Annotated in this window: 22 protein-coding genes and 1 pseudogene; 19 read left to right on the top strand and 4 right to left on the bottom strand. The window is 52.4% G+C overall.

The annotated features are described in order from the left end of the window. Positions 1-14: 14 nt before the first annotated feature. Both glgX and glgB read right to left on the bottom strand, forming a co-directional pair. Positions 15-2,045, bottom strand: coding sequence for a glycogen debranching protein GlgX (gene glgX / locus HZU75_RS12860; RefSeq protein WP_180306424.1), 2,031 nt, complete (start codon positions 2,043-2,045; stop codon positions 15-17). Further along, positions 2,045-4,225 (bottom strand): annotated as a pseudogene (gene glgB / locus HZU75_RS12855) (1,4-alpha-glucan branching protein GlgB); the annotation flags it as partial. The gene glgX and the pseudogene glgB, both read right to left, overlap by 1 nt. Before the next feature lie 181 nt (positions 4,226-4,406). On the opposite strand from glgB, the gene HZU75_RS12850 reads away from it, so the two are divergent. From HZU75_RS12850 to HZU75_RS12800, 11 genes are all read left to right on the top strand, one after another. After that, complete coding sequence (locus tag HZU75_RS12850; protein WP_180306422.1) at positions 4,407-6,038, top strand: alpha-glucosidase family protein; 1,632 nt, start codon at positions 4,407-4,409, stop codon at positions 6,036-6,038. Positions 6,039-6,284: 246 nt separating this feature from the next. Then, positions 6,285-7,037, top strand: coding sequence for a serine O-acetyltransferase (cysE, locus tag HZU75_RS12845; protein ID WP_180306421.1), 753 nt, complete (start codon positions 6,285-6,287; stop codon positions 7,035-7,037). A 109-nt stretch (positions 7,038-7,146) separates the two neighbouring features. After that, a complete protein-coding gene (gene iscR, locus HZU75_RS12840) occupies positions 7,147-7,623 on the top strand; it encodes a Fe-S cluster assembly transcriptional regulator IscR (protein ID WP_180306420.1) in 477 nt (158 codons plus the stop codon). A gap of 53 nt (positions 7,624-7,676) precedes the next feature. Next, positions 7,677-8,891, top strand: a complete 1,215-nt coding sequence (locus tag HZU75_RS12835) for an IscS subfamily cysteine desulfurase (protein WP_180306419.1) — start codon at positions 7,677-7,679, stop codon at positions 8,889-8,891. Between the two features lie 284 nt (positions 8,892-9,175). Continuing rightward, positions 9,176-9,559 carry a Fe-S cluster assembly scaffold IscU gene (gene iscU, locus HZU75_RS12830; RefSeq protein ID WP_180306418.1) on the top strand — a complete coding sequence of 128 codons (384 nt, stop codon included), beginning with the start codon at positions 9,176-9,178 and terminating at the stop codon, positions 9,557-9,559. 69 nt (positions 9,560-9,628) lie between these two features. Continuing rightward, a complete protein-coding gene (gene iscA / locus HZU75_RS12825) occupies positions 9,629-9,952 on the top strand; it encodes an iron-sulfur cluster assembly protein IscA (protein WP_180306417.1) in 324 nt (107 codons plus the stop codon). Positions 9,953-10,046: 94 nt separating this feature from the next. Continuing rightward, positions 10,047-10,577, top strand: a complete 531-nt coding sequence (gene hscB / locus HZU75_RS12820) for a Fe-S protein assembly co-chaperone HscB (RefSeq protein WP_180306416.1) — start codon at positions 10,047-10,049, stop codon at positions 10,575-10,577. Between the two features lie 195 nt (positions 10,578-10,772). Further along, positions 10,773-12,629: a Fe-S protein assembly chaperone HscA gene (gene hscA, locus HZU75_RS12815; protein ID WP_180306415.1), complete on the top strand. Its 1,857-nt coding sequence runs from the start codon at positions 10,773-10,775 to the stop codon at positions 12,627-12,629. Positions 12,630-12,654: 25 nt separating this feature from the next. Then, on the top strand, positions 12,655-12,993 hold the full coding sequence (fdx, locus tag HZU75_RS12810) for an ISC system 2Fe-2S type ferredoxin (RefSeq protein ID WP_180306414.1): 339 nt from the start codon (positions 12,655-12,657) through the stop codon (positions 12,991-12,993). Positions 12,994-13,059: 66 nt separating this feature from the next. Continuing rightward, on the top strand, positions 13,060-13,254 hold the full coding sequence (gene iscX / locus HZU75_RS12805) for a Fe-S cluster assembly protein IscX (protein ID WP_180306413.1): 195 nt from the start codon (positions 13,060-13,062) through the stop codon (positions 13,252-13,254). 113 nt (positions 13,255-13,367) lie between these two features. Beyond that, entirely contained in the window at positions 13,368-14,303 is a 936-nt protein-coding gene (locus tag HZU75_RS12800; RefSeq protein ID WP_180306412.1) for an HD-GYP domain-containing protein, read from the top strand. Positions 14,304-14,380: 77 nt separating this feature from the next. Here the strand turns inward: HZU75_RS12800 and HZU75_RS12795 are convergent, their stop codons facing one another. Continuing rightward, positions 14,381-14,665, bottom strand: a complete 285-nt coding sequence (locus HZU75_RS12795; protein WP_180306411.1) for a hypothetical protein — start codon at positions 14,663-14,665, stop codon at positions 14,381-14,383. An 80-nt stretch (positions 14,666-14,745) separates the two neighbouring features. Between HZU75_RS12795 and HZU75_RS12790 the strand changes: the two genes are divergently transcribed. Together HZU75_RS12790 and HZU75_RS12785 are read left to right on the top strand one after the other, a co-directional pair. Continuing rightward, entirely contained in the window at positions 14,746-15,060 is a 315-nt protein-coding gene (locus HZU75_RS12790; RefSeq protein WP_180306410.1) for a DUF2322 family protein, read from the top strand. A 105-nt stretch (positions 15,061-15,165) separates the two neighbouring features. Next, complete coding sequence (locus HZU75_RS12785) at positions 15,166-15,978, top strand: MipA/OmpV family protein (RefSeq protein ID WP_180306409.1); 813 nt, start codon at positions 15,166-15,168, stop codon at positions 15,976-15,978. 63 nt (positions 15,979-16,041) lie between these two features. On the opposite strand, the gene HZU75_RS12780 is transcribed toward HZU75_RS12785, so the two are convergent. Beyond that, positions 16,042-17,469, bottom strand: coding sequence for a DEAD/DEAH box helicase (locus HZU75_RS12780; protein ID WP_180306408.1), 1,428 nt, complete (start codon positions 17,467-17,469; stop codon positions 16,042-16,044). 329 nt (positions 17,470-17,798) lie between these two features. Here HZU75_RS12780 and prmB point away from each other — a divergent pair, with 329 nt between their 5' ends. The 6 genes from prmB (at position 17,799) to HZU75_RS12750 (ending at position 22,469) form a co-directional block, all read left to right on the top strand. Then, positions 17,799-18,707: a 50S ribosomal protein L3 N(5)-glutamine methyltransferase gene (prmB, locus tag HZU75_RS12775; protein WP_180306407.1), complete on the top strand. Its 909-nt coding sequence runs from the start codon at positions 17,799-17,801 to the stop codon at positions 18,705-18,707. 192 nt (positions 18,708-18,899) lie between these two features. After that, positions 18,900-19,055, top strand: coding sequence for a hypothetical protein (locus tag HZU75_RS12770; protein ID WP_180306406.1), 156 nt, complete (start codon positions 18,900-18,902; stop codon positions 19,053-19,055). A 128-nt stretch (positions 19,056-19,183) separates the two neighbouring features. Further along, positions 19,184-21,004 carry a DNA helicase RecQ gene (gene recQ / locus HZU75_RS12765; protein ID WP_180306405.1) on the top strand — a complete coding sequence of 607 codons (1,821 nt, stop codon included), beginning with the start codon at positions 19,184-19,186 and terminating at the stop codon, positions 21,002-21,004. An 86-nt stretch (positions 21,005-21,090) separates the two neighbouring features. Then, the gene (locus tag HZU75_RS12760) at positions 21,091-21,468 is read left to right on the top strand and encodes a DUF2946 family protein (protein ID WP_180306404.1); all 378 of its coding nucleotides are present in this window, start codon (positions 21,091-21,093) and stop codon (positions 21,466-21,468) included. A 50-nt stretch (positions 21,469-21,518) separates the two neighbouring features. Further along, complete coding sequence (locus HZU75_RS12755) at positions 21,519-21,986, top strand: copper chaperone PCu(A)C (RefSeq protein WP_180306403.1); 468 nt, start codon at positions 21,519-21,521, stop codon at positions 21,984-21,986. Between the two features lie 21 nt (positions 21,987-22,007). Beyond that, positions 22,008-22,469: a copper uptake system-associated protein gene (locus HZU75_RS12750; RefSeq protein WP_180306402.1), complete on the top strand. Its 462-nt coding sequence runs from the start codon at positions 22,008-22,010 to the stop codon at positions 22,467-22,469. Positions 22,470-22,506: the final 37 nt, after the last annotated feature.

The raw sequence follows: 22,506 nt of genomic DNA, 5'->3' as shown, positions 1-22,506 counted from the left end.
AACCTCAAATTGTGTTATGGCTGTAGTTCTAAAATCGTAATACTGCGTGCCGCAACGCGACAATCGCGGCCTGAAAAATCGGATTGTGTATCTCCCGTGCTGGCGAGCCGCATATTCCATGTGCCTTGCTCTAGCACGGGTAAATGAAAATGCACCTGATGCGCCGACGCATTCATCAGCACTAAAAACTGCTTGGATAACCACACCATCATTGCGCGACCACCATGATCTTCCCAATCGTGCGGCTGCATCGGGCTGGCGGATGGGTTGAGCCAAATCACATCAGTGATGCCTGCTGCATCGGGTTGGCTACTCCACCACTCATTTTGCATGAGCGCGCGGCATTCACGCCGGATCGCAATCAGCTCGGCAATGTAGTTGCAAAGTTCAGCGTGATCGTGGCTCCAATCGAGCCAAGTAATCGGGTTATTCTGGCAGTAGGCGTTGTTATTGCCTTGCTGGCTATGCGCCAATTCATCCCCCGCCAGCAACATCGGCGTGCCTTGGCTTAGCAATAAAGTTGCCAATAACGCTTTGCTAGCGCGCAGGCGCAGCAGGTTAATACCCTCGTCGGTCGACGGGCCTTCCAAGCCGCAATTCCAGCTCAGGTTATGCCCATGGCCATCGCGGTTGTGCTCTTTATTGGCGTGATTGTGTTTGTGGTTGTACGACACCAGATCACGCAGATTAAAACCATCGTGCGCGGTGATGAAATTAAGACTGGCCTCAGGGCGGCGACGCCCCGCTTGAAAGCGATCGCTGGATGCCGCAAAGCGCCGCGCAAACAGCGCACGTGTCACACCATCATGCAACCAAAACTTGCGCATCACATCGCGATACTGGTCATTCCACTCCACCCAGCCGGCAGGAAAATGCCCCAACTGATAGCCGCCAGTGCCGATATCCCATGGCTCGGCGATGAGTTTGACTTGGGATAGCAGCGGGTCTTGCGCCAAAGCAGAAAAGAACGGTGCAAAGTGGGTATAGCGCCCATCTAGTCGCCCCAAAATCGGCGCTAGATCAAAACGAAAACCATCAACATGACATTCATTCACCCAGTAGCGGAGGCTGTCCATCACCAGCTGCAATACGCGCGGATGGCTGATATTGAAAACATTGCCGCAACCCGTCCAGTTCTCGTATTGCTGCTGAGCATTGAGCACATAGTAAGTGGCATTATCAATACCGCGCCACGATAAGGTCGGGCCAAACTCGTCGGTTTCGGCCGTATGGTTAAACACCACATCCAGAATCACTTCGATCCCGGCTGCATGCAGCGCTTTAACCATGGCGCGAAATTCCGATAGCGGCGTTGTACCAGCGCGCCCCGACCAGTAAGTGGGCTCAGGAGCGAAAAAGCTCAGCGTGTTGTAGCCCCAGTAGTTTTCTAAACCCAATTTTTGCAAGCGCGGCTCGTCGGCGTGCAGATGCACGGGGAGCAATTCAATCGTAGAAATCCCAAGCTTTTGATAATGCGCCAGCATCACCGGATGCACCACGGCGGCGTAGCTGCCGCGTATGTCTTCGGGGATATCGGGGTGCAATTGCGTCAGGCCGCGCACATGCGCTTCATAAATCACCGTCTGCGCCCACGGTGTTTTCGGCGCGGCATCGGCACCCCAATCAAATGGCTCTAACACCACGATGGATTTTTGTGCCAGACGGGTATTATCTTGCAGACTAATCTGGCCAACATTCAGCGGATCATACCCCAAATGAGCATCATCACTCACATAGCGCCCCAGCACAGCTTTGGCGTAGGGATCAAGCAAGACTTTATGCGGGTTAAAGCGCTGCCCGCGCTCGGGTGCGTAATCGCCATACACCCGATAACCATACACCTGCCCGGGCTGCACATCGGCTAAATAGCCATGCCACACGCCATGCGTACATTCAGGCAAACTCAAGCGCGCCGTTTCGGTCTGGCCGCTAGCATCAAACAGACAAAGCTCAACCTGGCGGGCGTTTTCACTAAACAATGCAAAGTTAACGCCATCACCATCAAAGGTTGCACCCAACGGATAGGGGGTTCCCGCCGCAATCATCACTCGGCGCTCCAGCGCAGATACACGGCAGCTAATGGGGGTATCGTCATGCAGACCGAATCAGCTCTGGCATGGGCAGCAATACCCTCGCTTGCCAATTTGAGATTGCCGGTATTGCTGCCGCCGTAGTATTCCGAGTCCGAATTCAATACTTCGGTGTAAACCCCAGCGCGCGGTACGCCCAAACGATAGCCATGACGCGGCACCGGCGTGAAATTACTCACGACGATAATAAATTCATCTTCGGCTTCACCCTTGCGGATAAAGCTGAAAATCGAATTATCGGCGTCATCATGGCTAATCCATTCAAAACCACGATGATCAAAATCGATCTGATATAGCGCAGGCGAATCGCGATACACGCGGTTCAAATCGCGCACCAAATGCTGCACGCCGCGGTGCCAGCCATTTTCAGGATCATCGACCAGATGCCAATCAAGGCTGGTGTCGTGATTCCATTCACGCCCCTGCGCAAATTCGCAGCCCATGAACAACAATTTTTTGCCCGGATGCGCCCACATATAGGCGTAATAAGCGCGCAAATTAGCAAATTGCTGCCAGCAATCGCCCGGCATTTTCGCCAACATTGAGCCTTTGCCGTGCACCACTTCATCGTGCGAAATCGGCAGTACAAAATTCTCGCTAAATGCATACACCAAGCCAAAAGTCATATGGTGGTGATGGTATTTGCGATGCACCGGGTCTTGCTGCATATAGCGCAGCGTGTCGTTCATCCAGCCCATATTCCATTTGTAATGGAAACCCAGCCCGCCCATTGCTGGCGGACGCGACACCGATGGAAAAGCCGTGGATTCCTCAGCCAGCGTGATCGCTTCCGGCCGCTCAACGCCGACGACCTCATTCATCCGGCGCATAAAATCGATGGCTTCGAGATTTTCACGGCCACCAAACTGATTCGGAATCCACTCACCGTCTTTGCGTGAATAATCGCGATACAACATCGAAGCCACCGCATCGACACGCAGGCCATCAATGCCGTAGCGCTCGATCCAGTACAGCGCATTGCCGATCAGATAATTGCGCACTTCATTACGGCCGAAGTTGTAAATTAACGTGTTCCAATCCTGATGGAACCCTTCGCGCGGATCACTGTGCTCATACAGGTGAGAGCCATCAAATTGCGCCAAACCATGCGTATCCGTTGGAAAGTGCCCCGGCACCCAATCGAGAATCACACCAATGCCATTCTCGTGCGCAGTTTGCACCAAATGGCGAAAATCATCAGGGGTACCAAATCGGGACGTAGGCGCATAAAGGCCTAGCGGCTGATACCCCCATGATCCATCAAATGGATGCTCATTCACTGGCAGCAATTCGATATGGGTAAAGCCCATGTATTTCACATAATCGATCAGCTCCACCGCCAGCTCGCGGTAGCTCAACCAGCGATTCCCCTCTTCGGGGCGACGGCGCCAAGAAGCCAGATGTACTTCATAAATCGAAACTGGCGCATTGAGTGCATTCGCGTCTTTACGTGTTTGCGTGCCCTCAACCCAAGCGGGCAAACGCGCGACGCGCGATGCGGTGGCGGGCCGCATTTCAGCCGAAAAGCCATACGGGTCGGCCTTCAGTTGCAAGGCACCATGCTGATCAATAATTTCGTATTTATAGCCCTGCCCTTCGTGTACATTCGGCAGGAAAATTTCCCAAACGCCACATTCACGGCGCAAACGCATGACATGGCGGCGGCCATCCCAGTAATTGAAATCACCCACCACCGAAACACGGCGCGCATTCGGTGCCCACACCGCAAACGCCACGCCTTCTACACCATCAATGGTGCGAAAATGGGTACCGAGGCGCTCGTACGGTCGCAGCTGATTGCCTTCGCCAAGTAGCCACAAATCCATATCGCCAAGAACTGGCGGGAAACGGTAAGGGTCTTCGATATCGACCGTTTCACCATGCCAAGTCACCCGCAGGCGATAAGCAAAATGGTTTTTACGGCGCGGCACCACCACGGCAAAAAAACCGCGCTCATCAATACGCTCCAATTGCGCCAGCACCTTGCCAGTTTTCACTTCCAGCAAGCTGCATTCACTGGCAGCGGGCAACCATGCCCTTACTTGCAATTGGCCCTCATGCTGGTGCATGCCTAAAAATGAAAATGGATCTGCGTGTTGTCCTGCACAGACTGCGGCGATTTGTGCGGAATCGAGAGGAATCATTCAAGCCTCGTTGTGGGATTTGTTTTCTTGCGCAATTATTATTTATAGTCAAAGCTAATTAGCTTGCAGTGCACAAGAATCTTATTCGCATGGCTTACATTGACGCAAGCTATGTACGGAAAAACCCCAAGCAATTTGTAAATTGACACACATTCAGTGAGGAAACCTGAAGATGGCGAAGAAAAACCCCAACTGGTGGCGCGGCGCGGTGATCTATCAGGTATACCCCCGTAGTTTCCAAGATAGTAATGGTGATGGGGTTGGCGACTTGCCGGGTATCATCAGCAAGATCCCCTACCTTGCAGCGCTCAATATCGACGCAGTGTGGATTTCCCCTTTCTTCAAGTCACCGATGGCTGATTTTGGCTATGACGTCAGCGACTATCGCGACGTTGACCCTTTATTTGGCACGCTGGACGACTTTGATGTACTGCTCAAAGCCGCGCACAAAGCCAAGCTAAAAATCATCATTGATCAAGTGCTATCGCATACTTCAGACCAACATGCGTGGTTTAAAGAAAGCCGCAGCTCGCGCGACAATGCCAAAGCAGATTGGTACGTCTGGGCCGACCCCAAACCCGATGGCACACCACCGAATAATTGGCTATCGGTATTTGGCGGCAGCGCATGGCAATGGGACAGCCGCCGCTGCCAGTATTATTTGCATAATTTCCTGACTAGCCAGCCGGATCTGAACTTCCACAATAAAGCGGTACAAAAAGCCATCTTGGGCGAGGTGGAATTCTGGTTGAAACGCGGCGTGGATGGCTTCCGCTTTGACGCGTGCATTTTCCATTTTCACGATCAGCAATTGCGTAACAATCCCGCAGCCTTGGTCGCCGATACCAGCAGCGTGGCTGCCACCAATCCGTATGGCATGCAGCAGCATCTGTATGACAAATCGCAGCCCGAAAATATTAAATTTCTAAAAAAACTACGCAAATTATTAGATAAATATGACGCAGCCAGCGTCGGTGAAATTGGGGACGATGATTCACCCAGCCGGATGGCCGAATACACCGAGGGCGGCGATAAATTTCACCAAGCCTATAGCTTTGATTTGCTCACCGAAACCTTCACCGCGGCGCACATTCGCAAGCAAGTGCAAACCATGGAAGACAAATTCGCCCAGCTCGCCAAACCGGGCTGGATGTGCTGGTCGATCGGCAACCACGATGTCCCACGCGTGGCCACCCGCTGGGGGAAAAACCAAGGCGGGCCACAATTTGCCAAGCTAATGGTGGTGCTTCAAGGCAGCTTGCGCGGCTCATTCTGCATGTATCAGGGCGATGAGCTAGGTTTGAGCGAAGCCGAGATTCCATATGAATTACTGCAAGACCCGTACGGCAAAGCATTCTGGCCCGAGTTCAAAGGCCGCGATGGCTGCCGCACCCCAATGCCATGGGAAGCGGGTAAGCCACACGCAGGCTTTAGCAGCGCGACGCCGTGGCTACCCATACCGGCCGAACATGTCTTAGCCAGCGCCGATACGCAAGAAAAACCGCGCGACTCGATCCTGAACTTCACCCGTCGCTTTCTGGCCTGGCGCCGTAAACAAGAAATCTTGATCAAAGGTGACATTGAGTTTTTACCCGCAGCAGAGCCCGTACTGCTGTTTACCCGCAGCTTTGATGGCGACAAGGTTTTAATTGCCTTTAACTTGAGCGATCAAGCACAAACGATAGATCTGCCCAAACACTGGGACAAAATCACCGCAATGGATGGCCACGGCCTAATGGGCGGCGCGGTGAATAAAAAACAAATTGTGCTGCAACCGTGGGGCGGCTACTTTGGACAAAGCTAATTGCGTTTGATCGAAGTAAAGTTATTGCAAGCAACGGCATCACATCTTCTACCTACTAGTCATCGGAAGGCAGTACCCAGTACTGCCTTTTGCATTACCCACCCGATGTATCAACGCATAACCTTTTCCAGTAGAAGCCTACAACTACATACCCAAGCAAGTTAACACCAAATCTGCACACGACTTTCGGGTGGAACAGAAACCGAGTAAAATACTCAGTCTTTCCAGCCAGAACGAAGTTTGATCATGCTAGCCCGTTTGCGTGAAAATATCCGCGTGGTTTTTGACCGCGATCCCGCCGCCCGCTCGACACTGGAAGTTGTAACCTGTTACCCCGGTTTTCATGCCTTAACGCTGCACATGCTGGCGCACGGCCTATGGCTACGTGATTTCAAATTGCTAGCCCGCATGGTCTCGCACATCTCCCGCTTTCTCACCGGTATTGAAATTCACCCAGGCGCAACCATTGGTCGCCGGGTCTTTATCGATCACGGCATGGGCATTGTGATTGGTGAAACTGCTGAAATTGGCGATGATTGCACGCTGTATCATGGCGTGACGCTCGGCGGTACATCATGGAACCACGGCAAACGCCACCCAACGCTGGGCAAAGGCGTCATCATCGGCGCTGGCGCCAAGATTCTCGGCCCGATCACGCTACATGACGGGGCAAAAGTCGGCTCCAACGCGGTGGTCGTCAAAGACGTACCCGAAGGCGCGACAGCGATCGGCATCCCCGCACGGGTTTTGGCGGCGCAAATTGAACAAGCACGCGAAGAAAAAGCCGAGCAGCTGGGCTTTTCTGCCTATGGCGTTGGGGCGGATATGAATGATCCGATGGTCAAAGCCATTCACGGTCTGCTTGATCATTCAGTCACCACCGACAAACGCCTCGAAATGGTGCTCGCTCGTCTGGAAGCCCTCGGCGTTGATTGCGCCGAAGAGCGCGCAACGGCCGATAAGTTTGATCCGACTTACCTCAATAAAATTGTCGATTAAGCAGCAAAAAGCCCCTCGCAAATAGTTGACTGAACTAGTCGGGTTTTTACTTGACTAAAACACTAGGTTATTTTACGATTCGCCCTATGCTTTTCAACAAGGATGCACCATGCGCTTGACCACAAAAGGCCGCTTCGCCGTGACTGCGATGCTGGATTTGGCGCTACGCCAAGCCAATGGCCCTGTCACGCTGGCGGGCATTAGCGAGCGTCAGCATATTTCGCTCTCCTACCTCGAACAGCTGTTTGGTAAGCTGCGTCGCCGCGAACTCGTAGAAAGTGTACGTGGCCCGGGAGGCGGTTATTGCTTGGCGCGTGCCGCCTGTGAAATCACCGTAGCCGAAATTATCCAAGCAGTGGATGAGCCCATCGACGCAACGCAATGTGGCGGCCGCGAAAACTGTCGTGATGAGTCACGCTGTATGACCCACGACCTATGGACCGACCTCAATGCCACCATCCATGGCTTTTTATCTGAAGTGACGCTGGGCAGCCTGATCGAGAAGCAGCAGGAAAAAATCAAGCGCTGCGCCGACACGCTGAGCATTGTGAAAGATCAGCGTCCTTCATTACTAAACGCCCATTAATTTTATCGGCAAGCCATTTTTGTATTTGCCTATCGTTTCCGGAGCAACGTCTCATGACTCAGCAAAAACCAATCTATCTTGACTACTCAGCAACGACACCAGTTGATCCACGCGTTGCAGCCAAGATGATTCCTTACCTGACCGAAATGTTCGGCAATCCTGCTAGCCGTTCTCACCCATTTGGCTGGGAGTCGGAAGCGGCAGTCGAAGAAGCGCGTGAGGAAGTGGCCAAGCTGGTTAACTGTGATCCAAAAGAAATCGTCTTCACTTCAGGTGCAACTGAGTCAATCAACCTGGCACTTAAAGGCGCGGCGCACTTTTACCAAACTAAAGGCAAGCACATCATCACGGTAAAAACCGAGCACAAAGCCACGCTCGACACGGTGCGTGAACTGGAACGCGAAGGTTTTGAAGCGACGTACATGGACGTGCAAGAAAACGGCCTACTTGATCTGGAAGCACTGAAAGCGGCAATTCGCCCAGACACGATTTTGATCTCTGTAATGTCAGTAAATAACGAAATCGGCGTAATTCAAGACATCGCAACGATTGGCGAAATCTGCCGCGAACGTGGCATCGTGTTCCACGTTGATAGCGCACAAGCGACCGGCAAAATCGCCATTGATTTGGCGAACCTGAAAGTCGACTTGATGAGCTTCTCAGCGCACAAAACCTACGGCCCGAAAGGCATTGGCGCTTTGTACGTGCGCCGCAAACCGCGTATCCGTCTGGAAGCACAAATGCACGGCGGTGGTCATGAGCGTGGTTTCCGCTCAGGTACTTTGGCGACGCACCAAATCGTCGGTCTGGGCGAAGCGTTCAAGATTGCACGGGAAGATATGGTCGAAGAAAACAAACGCATCGGCGCGCTGCGTGATCGTTTGTGGAATGGCTTGAAAGAAATCGAAGAAGTACATTTGAACGGCGATATGGACAAACGCGTTCCGCACAATCTGAACGTCAGCTTCAATTACGTTGAAGGCGAATCGCTAATTATGGCGCTCAAAGACTTGGCGGTGTCATCAGGTTCAGCATGTACCTCAGCGTCGCTTGAGCCATCGTACGTGTTGCGCGCCTTGGGCCGCTCTGACGAATTGGCGCACAGCTCGATCCGTTTCACGATTGGCCGCTTTACCACTGAAGCGGAAATCGATTACGCGATTGAACTCATCAAAGGCAAGATCGACAAGCTGCGTGCACTGTCGCCGTTGTGGGATATGTACAAAGAGGGCATTGATATTTCGACCATCGAATGGGCTGCCCACTAAAAATTGACTGCGGCTCGTGACGCCATACGGCGTTGCGAAACCGCTTGTTTACAGCAGTAAACGGCGCGGCTCCGCGCCTTGTCTGGCATAACGATCCACGCCAATTTGCATGGACTTTTGCCAAGAAAAAAACGATCCACCCCTAAAGGTGGTTTGATTCTGGAAAGAATTTAAATATTCAAAAGTTTTCCAGCAAGGCACTTCAGGCGCAGACAGTACATCGAGTACGGCAAGCCGAAGTAACGCAGCTGGGGAACTTTTGATTTAGCTAAGAGGCACACGAAATGGCATATAGCGAACAAGTACTCGACCACTACGAAAACCCACGCAACGTTGGTGCGTTTGATAAAGGTGATGACACCGTTGGTACCGGCATGGTCGGCGCGCCAGCCTGTGGTGACGTGATGAAATTGCAGATCAAGGTCGGCGAAGACGGCTTGATTACCGACGCCAAATTTAAAACCTACGGCTGCGGCTCGGCAATTGCGTCATCTTCACTGGTGACTGAGTGGGTCAAAGGCAAATCATTGGACGAAGCTTTGGCGATCAAAAATACCCAAATCGCTGAAGAATTAGCTTTGCCACCGGTAAAAATCCACTGCTCGATCTTGGCTGAAGACGCGATCAAAGCAGCGGTTGAAGACTACAAGCAAAAGCACGGCAAATAATTCCCTAGGTATAGCGCCGCAGCCGATACGCAAGAATGGCTGTAGCAATATACCCCAATGGAGCAAGCAATGGCACTGACATTAAGTGAAGCGGCAGCCAATCACGTTGCTAATTTCATCAAAAAACGCGGCAAAGGCCTTGGTATTCGTCTGGCGGTTAAAACCTCAGGCTGTTCCGGCATGGCATATAAGCTCGAGTTTGTCGATGTGGAAAACGCAGACGATCTGGTGTTTGAAAGCTTTGGTACCAAAATTTATACCGACGCCAAATCGCTGGCGTATCTGGATGGCACCGAGCTGGATTACACCAAAGAAGGCCTCAACGAAGGCTTTAAATTCAACAACCCGAACGTGAAAAACGAATGTGGTTGTGGCGAGAGCTTTGGCGTTTAATTGTGGCCTGATGGCGCCCATGTGGTCGCGGCAAGTACTTGCCGCCCACCTTGGCTAGCCTTTCTAATTTGATTTTCACCTCCTGCGGCCACTCATGATCGACTTTAGCCAATCGCATTTCACCTTGTTCAGTTTGCCTAGCCAATTTGCGGTTGATGCCAAACAGCTCGACGCCCGCTATCGCGAGCTAGTCGCCTTGTATCATCCAGACAAATTTGCCACCGCGTCTGATGCCGAGCGCCGCGCGAGCCTACAGGCCGCCACGCACATTAACGAAGCGTATCAAACCCTGAAATCGGCGCTGCCACGGGCGCGCTATTTACTGCAATTGGCAGGCGTAGATACGCAAGAAGAAACCAATACGTCGATGCCGATGGATTTTCTGATGGCGCAAATGGAATGGCGTGAAAGCATTGGCGATGCAAAAGCAAGCAAAAACGTCGATGCGCTCGAAAACCTGGCGCGTGAAATGCGCGCAGAGATGCAAGCTTTAGAAGACAAACTCGCCACGCAAATCGACGCGCAGCAAGACTTTGCGAATGCGGCAATGAGCGTGCGAAAATTACGCTTTATGGAAAAGCTCGACCAAGAAATTGGCGATGCAATTGAGGCCGTTTTGTATTAAAAACCCATGCGGATATGGGGTGGGTTAGCCGCAATGCGGCATGCCCACGACTAAACTGTTGTATTTGTAGCAAGCTGGTAAACCTTGCTACATTTTCTAAGCAATAAGGGTATATCCCTGAATCTCTTTCCCCCAAAGCGCTTCAGGCATATACCTTAAAACATTTAATCGATTAGATTTTTAGGATTTAAGCCAATGGCTTTGTTGCAAATTGCCGAACCCGGCCTGTCAGCGGCCCCTCACCAACACCGCCTCGCGGTCGGTATCGATTTGGGTACGACCAACTCCTTGGTGGCTACCGTCAAAAGCGGTAGCGCAGTCTGCCTGCCTGATCACGATGGCCGCACACTGTTACCGTCGGTGGTGCATTACGGCAAGGATGAGCAATTACTCATTGGCCACGCCGCGCAAGCAAAGCAAAACGAAGACCCAAGCAATACCTTGGTGTCGGTCAAACGCTTTATGGGGCGCGGCATTAATGACATCGCCGATTTGGCGACGCCGTATCGCTTTGTTGACGAGCCGGGCATGCTCAAACTGGTGACGCGTGCAGGCGTGAAAAGCCCGGTTGAAGTCTCCAGCGAAATTTTAAAAACCCTCAAAACGCGTGCAGAAGAAAGCCTTGGCGGCGAGCTAGTTGGCGCAGTGATTACCGTACCCGCCTACTTCGACGACGCACAGCGCCAAGCGACCAAAGACGCGGCCAAACTCGCAGGTTTGAACGTCTTGCGCCTATTGAACGAGCCGACCGCGGCTGCGATTGCGTATGGCCTCGATAACGCAGCCGAAGGCACATATGTGATTTACGACTTGGGCGGCGGCACGTTTGATGTGTCGATTCTGGAGCTAACGCGCGGCGTGTTTGAAGTACGTGCGACTTCCGGCGATTCGCAACTGGGCGGCGACGATTTCGACCACCGTATTTACTGCTGGATTTTGGAGCAAGCCGATATTCATGGCCCGAATGCCAACGATCAGCGCCTGTTACTGACGCGTGCGCGTGAAGCGAAAGAGTCGCTCACCGACCGTGACACTACGCGCATCACCGCTGTGCTGTCCGATGGCGCGGTGATCGATTTGGAATTGACCGCCGAGCAATTCCACAAAATGACCGCGCACCAAATCAGCAAAACGCTGTTGCCAGTCAAAAAAGCGCTGCGCGATGCCAAATTGGCGATCGAAGACGTGAAAGGCGTCGTGCTCGTCGGCGGCGCAACGCGCATGCCCCACGTGCGCAAAGCCGTACGCGAATTATTTGGCCAAGAGCCACTGACCAACCTCGACCCCGATAAAGTCGTCGCGATTGGCGCTGCGATTCAGGCCAATGTGTTGGCCGGCAATAAGGGCGACGATGAATGGCTATTACTGGATGTGATTCCGCTCTCGCTCGGCCTCGAAACCATGGGTGGCTTGGTCGAAAAAGTCATTCCGCGCAATAGCACGATCCCAACCGCACGCGCGCAAGAATTTACAACGTTTAAAGACGGCCAAACCGCAATGGCGATTCATGTGCTGCAAGGCGAGCGTGAATTGGTCAGCGATTGTCGCAGCTTGGCGCGTTTTGAGTTGCGCGGTATTCCGCCTATGGTCGCTGGCGCGGCGCGGATTCGCGTGACTTTCCAAGTGGATGCCGATGGCCTGCTATCGGTTTCAGCGCGCGAGCAATCGACGGGGATTGAATCGAGCATTGCGGTGAAGCCATCGTATGGCCTATCAGACGACGAAATCAGCCGCATGCTGACCGAATCAATGACGCATGCGCAAATCGACGTACAGGCACGCAAACTTGCTGAGGCCCGCGTTGAAGCTGAAAGTATTGTCACTGCGGTATTGGTCGCACTCGATACCGATGGCGATCTGATTAACGCCGGCGAGCGCGCCAGTATTGATGCCGCGATTGCGGCCGTGCAAGCGGCAAGTGCCGCAGCGCAAGCCGATGCCATTATTGCCGCCACCGAACAGCTCAATGCCGCCACCGGCGAGTTTGCCAGCCGCCGGATGGATGCGGCCGTAAAACGCGGCCTGGCTGGCCACAAGATTTCCGATATTTAAGCGCGATTGATAAAAGAGATTAGCCATGACCCAAATTATTATTCTGCCGCATGCTTCGCTCTGCCCCGATGGCGCCGTGCTCGAAGTCGAACCGGGCACTACCATCTGTGATGCGCTGCTGGCCAATGACATCGAAATCGAACACGCCTGCGAAAAATCGTGCGCCTGTACCACTTGTCATGTGCTGGTACGCGAAGGTTTTAATAGTCTGAATGAAGCCGACGAGCTCGAAGAAGACCAGCTTGATAAAGCGTGGGGCCTAGAAGCCTGCTCGCGCCTGTCGTGTCAGGCCGAAGTGGCCGATACCGATTTGGTGGTTGAGCTACCAAAATACACCATCAATCACGCTCGTGAACATCATTAATCGGGTATAACCAGCTAGAACATAGCTCCACTTGCTCATCAAGCAATACATAGCAGGAGTATAAAGATGAAATGGACCGACACCCGCGATATCGCGATTGAATTAGCCGATAAATATCCCGACGTTGATCCAAAGACGATTCGCTTTACCGATTTGCGCGACTGGGTATTGGCGCTCGAAGGTTTTGACGATGATCCCAAGCATTGTGGCGAGAAAATCTTGGAAGCGATTCAAATGACTTGGATGGATGAAGCGGAATAACTGTATTCCGTTCTGCATCGAAATGGCATATTTTGTAACAGCGTGGGTACATACTCACGCTGTTTTTACATGTTATGGGCTAATATAGCCAATCTGATTGCATGCACTCAACTATGTCCACTTCATCTCCATCTTCTTTGCAACTGATTCGGCAAGCACGGCTGGATCTGGAGCAATTATTGCGCGACCCGCTGGCTGCGGAAAACTTCCCTGCCTCAGTGAATGCAATGGTTCAGATGATTCAGCTAGCCTGCCAGCAGTCGGCCGAAGTGGCTTTGGGTACCATTTTGCTTGAAATCGAAACGCCGTATCCGATTCGCCATGCGGTGGATGTGGCCATCGTGGCCGAATTAAGCCTGATCAATCTAGGGCAAAACACAATCCAGCGCGCCTCGGTGATTGCCGCCGCATTAACCATGAATATCGGCATGCATGCGCTAGAAAGCCTTTTGGCGGCGCAGGAAGGCCCGTTAAGCAACGAACAACGCGCACAAATGCAAGCTCACCCACAAATTGGTCGCGATCAACTGCGCATGCTGGGCGTGTCTGATATTCACTGGCTCGATTGTGTTGAACAACACCACGAAGCGCCTGATGGTAGCGGCTACCCACGCAAGCTGAAAGGCAGCGAGATTTTATTTGAAGCGCGGCTTTTGAGTCTGGCCGACCGCTATTGCGCCATGCTGTCCAACCGAGGCTACCGTCGGCGCCAACTGGCCGATGCCGCGATGTTTAGTGCGCTCAATAGTGATGCGGGCAGCTTAGATCAAAAATTGGCGCAGCTGTTTATTTCCACCCTGGGACTCTACCCCCCCGGCAGTGTCGTACATTTAATTAATGGTGAAACCGCGGTAGTCGTGCAGCGCGGCAAACTCGACAGTACGCCGCTGGTACTATCACTTTTTAATGAGAACGACCAACTCCTGCCAAAACCGGTACTGCGCAACAGCGCCGAATTTGATTGCTCGGTCATCAATCTGCTCGACAGCCGCATTATCGCGGGCCAGTTACCACTAGACCAAATTTGGGGAGATGTGGCTCGCGCCTAATCCGATAATCGGAATACGCCGCTGTTTGGTAGCAATAAAAAAGCGGCTTGCGCCGCTTTTTTATTGCCGATGCTCGCTTAGTTCACACCGCTGGCTTTACGGCCCATTCGATCTTTACGAAACTCTTCACGTTTAGCGCGCATTTGCTCATGTGCAGCCTTGCGTTCGGCTTCTGACAAAACACCATCTTTATTGGTATCCATTTTGTCAAAGCGCGTTTCCATATGCTTTAGAAAGTCTGCCTTGCTCACATCACCTTTAGGCATTCCTTCATGACCGGGGCCTTGGCCAGGCTCGGCCATCGCCAACGAAGCTGCGGTCAAAGCAGCCGTCATACACAACACTTTGAATGCACGAATCATGATTTTTTCTCCGATTGAGCGCACAGCGCGCTTGTATGCTATAACGCCTGACCCATTCCACTCGTTGACAAGGTGTCACCATGAATTTTGCCGAACAACTCGCCACACTGCCGACTGTTGAACATTTAAGCGCCATCGAATTACTCAACGGCGATGAAATTGTTGCGCGGATTGACAACAAGCCAGGACAAGCGGGTAGCGTGCGCGTGTATCACGCGCTGTATCAAGAATTTGGCGCTATCAGCGATATCGCAGCGCAAAAAGGTTTGCGCATCTACGCCGAACACACGCTGGATGCTGAAAAAAACCCTGGCAATCACCCCAATATTGATCGGCTATTTCCAATCGCCAATGGCGCGCCCCCACTGGCTGTGCGCTTGATCGCAGCAGAATAACGCCTTCGGCTGTCTCTTTAGCGGCGCGCTGTGGCAACCGCCCGCTGTGCCGCTAGCGCCATTTGTTACAATCAAGACATCAATCCAAGCACAGGGATACACAGAATGAGCCGTATCAATACACCCAAGGGTATTGCTATAGCCTCCATGCTAACCGCAGCATTGACGGCAATACCTACCAAGGCAGAAATTGATTTTGGCGCTCTGGATTCACTCTCGAATGGCTCCCCCACCAGCCCGGTGCCTAAAGGGCTGGTGCTTGGCGGCGTAGTGCTGGGTGGCAAAGCCCGCTACGCAGCGCAAGACAATTCGCATTACGTCATTCCAGGTGGAATATATTTTGGTGATCGCCTGATGTATTTGGGGGATCGCGCACGCTATTACGTTTACAAAGAAGGCGATCTGGCGGCGTATTTATATGGCCGGGTTCGTTTTGGCAACCTTGATCCTACTGAAACGCCCGCATTCGTAGGCATGCAAAAACGCAAATGGCAACTTGAAGGCGGAGTTGGTGCCAATCTAGTCACACCTTACGCGCTAATCACAGTACGCGCATCCAGCGATCTCACAGGCACCAGCAAGGGACAGGAAGCCTTGTTTTGGGCCGACTTTCCCATCGTCAAAGACAATTGGCTGATCATGCCGGGCGCTGGTGTGATGGTGCGTAGTGAAAATATGGCTAATTACTATTTCGGCGGCGTATCCAGTAGCGAAGCGACCGCCACTCGGCCGGCATGGAATACCGGCACTACGGTCTCGCCAATGGCGGCATTAATCGCCAGCTATCGCTTTAATAAAGACTGGATCGGCATGGCCGCAGTCAATTACGAGTTTTACGCTAGCGGGATTAAAAACAGCCCGCTGGTACAACACAATGGCGAGTTCTATGCGGGTCTTGGTCTGGGCTATCTCTGGTAGCTTGCGCGGGAAACGCCGGTTGTTTAGGCATTAAAAAAGGGCCTTACGGCCCTTTTTTATTGTTTACTCTTGAGTGAGCGGCGCGCGCTTAGGCAAGAATAACGCGGCAATTTGCGGAGCGCGTTTTGGTAGTTTCGGTAGATCACTAGGAAACGCAGGGATATCCATTGCATCGCGGGCAGCACGCGATGGCATACGATCACCCGTTGGCGCGCTTTCACGAACGCCTGCGTCGCGTTTGCCAAAACGATCGCGCTCACCACGGCCATTGCGGCTAGTACCGCGCTCACCACGATCTGAACCAATACGCTCGCGCGTCGATTCGCGCTCGTCAATAATCTGGATCGTACCTGGCGAGAAACCTGGCACCGGAATCAAGGGCAGGTCGCGCTTAAGCAAAGCTTTGATACCGTTGTAGGCTTTGTCTTCTTCAGGAGCGACCAGTGAAATCGCAATGCCTGTAGCGCCAGCACGCCCAGTACGGCCAATGCGATGCACGTAGTCTTCAGGATTGGTTGGCAACTCGAAATTCACCACAAATGGCAAATCGGTCACATCCAGACCACGCGCCGCCACATCGGTAGCGACCAAGACTTTGGTTTCACCCGCTTTGAATTTATTGAGTGCCTCGGTACGGGCTTTTTGATCGCGATCACCATGAATCGCCTCGCAATTAAAGCCAGCGCGTTTTAAATCGCGTGACACTTGCTCGGCGCCAATTTTGGTGCGGCAAAACACGATCACTTGGCTCATATCGTGCACGCGAATCAAATGGGCTAGCAAGGCACGTTTGCGGCCGGTTTCCACCGGATGCAGCTCTTGTTTGACGGATTCATTGGCCGAATTCTGGCGGGCGACTTCGATTTTGACCGGGTTATTCATAAACTCATTGCTGAGCTTGACGATTTCCGGTGCAAACGTGGCCGAGAACAGCAGCGTTTGTTTGCGATTGGTACACAGTTTGAAAATTTCGCGGATGTCGAGAATAAAGCCCATATCAAGCATGCGATCGGCTTCGTCGAGCACCAAAATCTCAACTTGCGATAAATTGATATTTTTTTGCTGAATATGATCGAGCAAGCGGCCAGGTGTGGCGACTAGTACTTCTACGCCATTACGCAAAGCTGGAATTTGCGCCTTGATATCGACGCCACCGTACACCACATGGCTACGCAGGCCAGTGTATTTACTATACGTTGCCACATTATCGTAGACCTGATCGACTAGTTCACGCGTTGGCGCCAAAATCAGCACGCGAATCGGGTGGCGCGCTGGCGATACGCTCGTGCTAGCGTGGCGGATAATTTTGGTCAGAATCGGCAAAGTAAACGCAGCGGTTTTGCCGGTACCGGTTTGTGCTGCACCTAATACATCTTGTCCGGTGAGGATAACCGGAATAGCTTGTGACTGGATCGCGGTCGGGGTTTCATAGCCCTGCTCGGCAACTGCCTTTTGAACTTCAGGCGCAAGGCCAAGCGTTGCAAACGTCATACCCATACCACTCCAATGTGCAATTTCAACTAAAGCGGCACTTTACACCAAGCACGCCGCGCTGGATACCGCCATGGAGGTTGAATTTACCCATACGGTCGGAGAAACCTTGGTTTTTCCCATATTTGGGAGATATTGAGGTGAATCAAGGCATTGCGAGCTCGAGCAGCTCACTCTGACAAGCTACTACTCGCTCGTTATGGAGTGCGGCCACACCCCTCACCCGTAGTGATGAGTCATGACAGAAAACCGCTTCGCGCTAACATCTGCGCACAGTCTGTGCAATTTTGCGTAAACTGGCGACCTAACACTCTGAACGGAGAATTCCCATGTACGAAACCGCCCGCGAATATCTGACCACAGTGCGCGACCTGCACCGTTTTGCCGTCAGCCGATTCAATGCCGCCGAGCTGTTTTATGGCCACGGCACCAGTGAAGCATGGGATGAAGCAGCGTATCTAATCTTGGCCACGCTGAAACTACCAATCGACCGACTGGAGCCGGTGTTCGATGCCCGCTTATTGCCAGAAGAAGTTGAGCTAGTACTCAATGTATTGCAAGAGCGGGTAGTTACCCGCAAACCGGCCTCTTACCTTACCAAAGAAGCATATCTGGGCGATTTCAAATTCTATGTGGACGAGCGCGTGATTGTGCCACGCTCATTCATCGCAGAAATCTTATTCAACGATGGCTTAGACCCTTGGATTGAGCACCCTGAGCTGATTCACAATGCACTTGATCTATGCACCGGCTCAGGCTGCTTGGCCATTTTGATGGCACATGCGTTCCCGGATGCTGCAATTGACGCGGTGGATTTGTCACCTGATGCACTGGATGTGGCCGAAATCAATGTGCTCGACTACAGCCTAGGCGATCGCATCGACCTGCTCGACTCGGATCTATTCGAAGCAGTGCAGGATATGAAATACGATTTGATTATTTCTAATCCACCGTATGTTGATGCCCATAGTGTTGAAGAATTGCCACCGGAGTACCTGCACGAACCAGTAATGGCGCTGGGTAGCGGTGAAGATGGGCTTGATATCACGCGTCAAATCTTGGCTCAAGCAAGCGCACATCTGAACCCACACGGGGTGTTGGTAGTTGAAATTGGTCATAACCGCGATGTGCTGGAAGAGCAATTCCCAACCTTGCCATTTGTATGGTTGCCGACAGAATCAGGAGATGGTTTTGTGTTCTTGCTCACTCGTGAAATGCTGGTTGAGGCTGGCTTGTAAGCATTAAGCTGGGTGTGGCCTACGGCCACACCTTATTCTACCTAGGGAAACCCCGTAGACCGTTAATCAGCCCAACAAACAATTTCTTTCTTATTCTGTATGTTTTAACCAATTTTTAACTCCACCTGCATTGCACAAGACCAAAGCTGAATTTATACTGACGCCAACTTAAATTCACGCCAAGAGCATTACATGCTGGAATTTCTGATCATTACCCTGATCGTGTTGGCCTGTTTACCATTTATCCCGTGGTCACGTTTTGGCAAAAAGAAATCGCTACTCGATGAACGCCTGCATCCGCTCACGACACAATCGGCAATCATGGATCATCAAGACAAGCACCTATAGGGTATTAGCGACTAGAGCTCATTAAAATTAGCGCCCAAACAAATACCCCTTAATTTTCTGAAATACCAAGCAGCACTTTACGCCCAGACGCGACGCTTGAGTTGAAGCGGCGTACAATACCGCTGCTTATGTCTAATCCTTCTGCATCCCACCCCCATTCTGCCTTGCATTACCTTGAGCACGTTTTTGGCTATCGTGCATTTCGTGGTATGCAGGAACAAATCGTTAATGCGCTGTGCGCAGGGCAAGATGCGCTGGTCTTAATGCCAACCGGCGGCGGCAAATCGCTGTGTTATCAAATTCCGGCCCTAGTACGTGATGGCTGCGCGATTGTGGTTTCCCCACTCATTGCCTTAATGCAAGATCAAGTCGAGGCCTTGCTGGAAATTGGCGTAGCGGCTGCATTTTTGAATTCGACCCTCGACGCCGATGCTGCACGGGATGTGGAACAGCGCTTGCTGAACGGCAAACTCAAACTACTGTACGTCGCGCCCGAGCGCTTAATGACGAGCCGTTTTCAAGCCCTGCTGCGCCAAGCGCATATTTCGTTGTTTGCAATTGACGAAGCACATTGCGTCTCGCAATGGGGGCATGATTTCAGGCCAGAATATCTGGCACTCTCGGTGCTGGCGGATGATTTCCCCGCAGTGCCCCGCATTGCACTGACCGCCACAGCCGATCACGCGACGCGTGCCGAAATGAAGCAGCGCTTGCGACTGGAAAACGCGCAGGAATTTGTCGCCAGCTTTGATCGCCCAAACCTGCGCTATACCATCGTCGAGAAAAAAACCGCCCGCGATCAACTGCTCACCTTTTTGCGCCGCGAGCATGAAGGCGATTCGGGCATCGTTTACTGTTTGTCACGTAAAAAAGTCGAAGACACCGCCGCTTGGTTGCGCACCAAGGAAATCAAAGCGCTGCCCTATCATGCAGGGCTCGATGCCAGTACCCGCGCCAAACACCAGCAAATATTTCTGCGTGAAGAAGGCGTGGTGATGGTAGCAACCATTGCTTTCGGGATGGGGATCAATAAGCCCGACGTACGTTTTGTCGCGCATCTGGATTTACCCAAAAGCATCGAAAACTACTATCAGGAAACCGGCCGCGCCGGGCGCGACGGGCTACCCGCGAATACCTGGCTCGCTTACGGCCTGAACGACGTAATGCTACTGGCCGAAATGATCGAGCAAGGCGGCAGCCCTGAGGAGCAAAAACATGTAGAACGCCGCAAGCTCGATGCGATGCTCGGCCTCGTAGAAGCCACCGAATGCCGCCGCACCGTGTTGCTGGGCTATTTTGGCGAGCAGACCATTCCGTGTGGCAATTGCGATAATTGCCTCAATCCGCCGCAATTGGTCGAAATGAGCCAAGCCGCGCAAAAAGCGCTGTCGTGCGTCTATCGCACCGGCAATCGTTTTGGTGTTGGGCATTTGGTCGACGTACTGCGTGGCAAAGTCAGCCCCAAAGTTAAAGAATACCTGCATGATAAAATCAGCACCTTTGGCATTGGCAAAGACATCGACGAAGCCAGCTGGCGTGCGGTGTTTCGCCAATTGCTTGCCAAAGGCGCATTGCAGCTCGCGCCCGAAGGGCATGGCGGGCTGCAGCTGACCGATACGGCGCGTCCCTATCTGAAAGGCGAAGTGCCCCTTTATCTGCGCGCCCGCACCGAAAAATTCAGCTATCGCGGCGATAAAGGCAGCGAATTTAGCAGCGAGGCCGATCAGGCGCTGTGGCAAGCCTTGCGCAAACTGCGTAAACAGCTCGCCGACGAAATCGAAGCGCCGGCCTACCATGTTTTTGGCGACGCGACACTCAAAGAAATGGTGCGCCTGCGCCCACTCGATCATTACGAACTCTCGCGCATCAGCGGCGTGGGTGATCGCAAGCTAGAAAAATACGGCGACGCCTTTTTGCGGGTATTGAACGAGAATTACCTTGGGCTTTAAGCTTTAATCCGCCGTTTGTGAACGACAGCTATTTCACAACACCTAGCTTCTGCAGTAAACTCTGCGAAATTTTCGACTGATTCATCATGCAATTACGCCGCTTCCAAACTGTTAGCCTAGTCTGCATCGCCCTCGTGGCGCTATGCATGCATTGGCTATTGCCGTTTGCGCATGCGGCGCAAATGCAAAGTAGTCAATCAGGACTCGATGGCCTCGTGCTGTGTAGTGTCGCTGCGGGCAAGCAAGCCACCAGTGCGCCAACACAGACCGCCGATACCGGCATGCTACCGTGTCCTATTTGTGTCAGCAGTGCAATTCAACATCTGGCGCCCCCCGTTGCGCCGTCGGTTTTACCTTCTGCTCGAGAGCACGCCAGCTCGTTCCGACTGGTGCGAAATGAAGGTTTTTTTATACCGACCGCCTCCTATACCCACCCCCAGAGTCACGCCCCACCTATTGAATAGAAACAGTCCTATCGCTATACCCTCTATATTCTATTTATTGGTCAATACCTATGCTTAAAAAATGCTTTATCAGCGCAGCGCTGCTGTGCCTGTCAGTGCTGTCTTTCGCTCACGAATACACCGTTGGAGAACTACAAATTAAACACCCTTGGGCGCGCGCTAGCGCCAGTGGCGCAAGCAATGCAGGGGCTTTTATGGTGATCAACAGCGCCAGCGATGATCAATTGGTTCAAGTCAGCGGCGAGATCGCCAACAAAGTTGAAATCCATGAAATGAAAATGGTCGATGGGGTAATGAAAATGCGCCAGATCAGCGCATTGCCGCTCGCCGCAGGCAGCGAGACCAAGCTTGCTCCCGGCACGTATCACATTATGTTAATGGGCTTAAAGCAGCCGCTGAAAGAAGGCGAAAAATTTCCACTGACGCTGACGTTTGCTAAAGCGGGCGTGGTCACCGTGCAGGTCAAGATCGAGGCGATGACCTATCAAGCCTCCTCAACTGCACACGCGGCTCACTAATAGTTCACAGGAAATACTGGCATGCGCATTACTCGAAAATACTTAGGTGCCGCATTATTCGTCGCTACATTATTTAGCGCCAATATGGCACTGGCTGATGATACTTCAGACATCATCCATAGCCTGAAAGCAACTTGGGATAAAGCCGACAACCCTCTTGCAGTCAAACCTGTCGTGATTGTTGAACAATATGCGATTGCTGGCTGGCAACAAGGCGGGCGCGGTGGTCGTGCCATATTGCAGAAATCTAGCCACGGCTGGCAAGCACAACTATGTGCGGGCGAAATCACAACTCACTTGCTATTGCAGGCTGGGGTGCCGGCAAATCATGCTAAACGCCTGCTGACAGATTTAAACGTGGCTGAAAAAGCCATGACATCCAAAGAAGTTGCCCAGATGTCGAGCTTTGAGGGCGTGATCAAAATGGATCAACACAGCCATCATCCCGCCAGCTCAAGCAGTGAGCACGCATCTCACCATTAAGCAATTTGACCATAGAAAAAGCCCTGATTACTTACCG

This window comes from Chitinibacter fontanus, from assembly GCF_013423785.1.
Classification (GTDB): domain Bacteria; phylum Pseudomonadota; class Gammaproteobacteria; order Burkholderiales; family Chitinibacteraceae; genus Chitinibacter; species Chitinibacter fontanus.
Note: the sequence above shows the minus strand (reverse complement) of the source record. Positions and strands in the feature narration are given on the sequence as shown.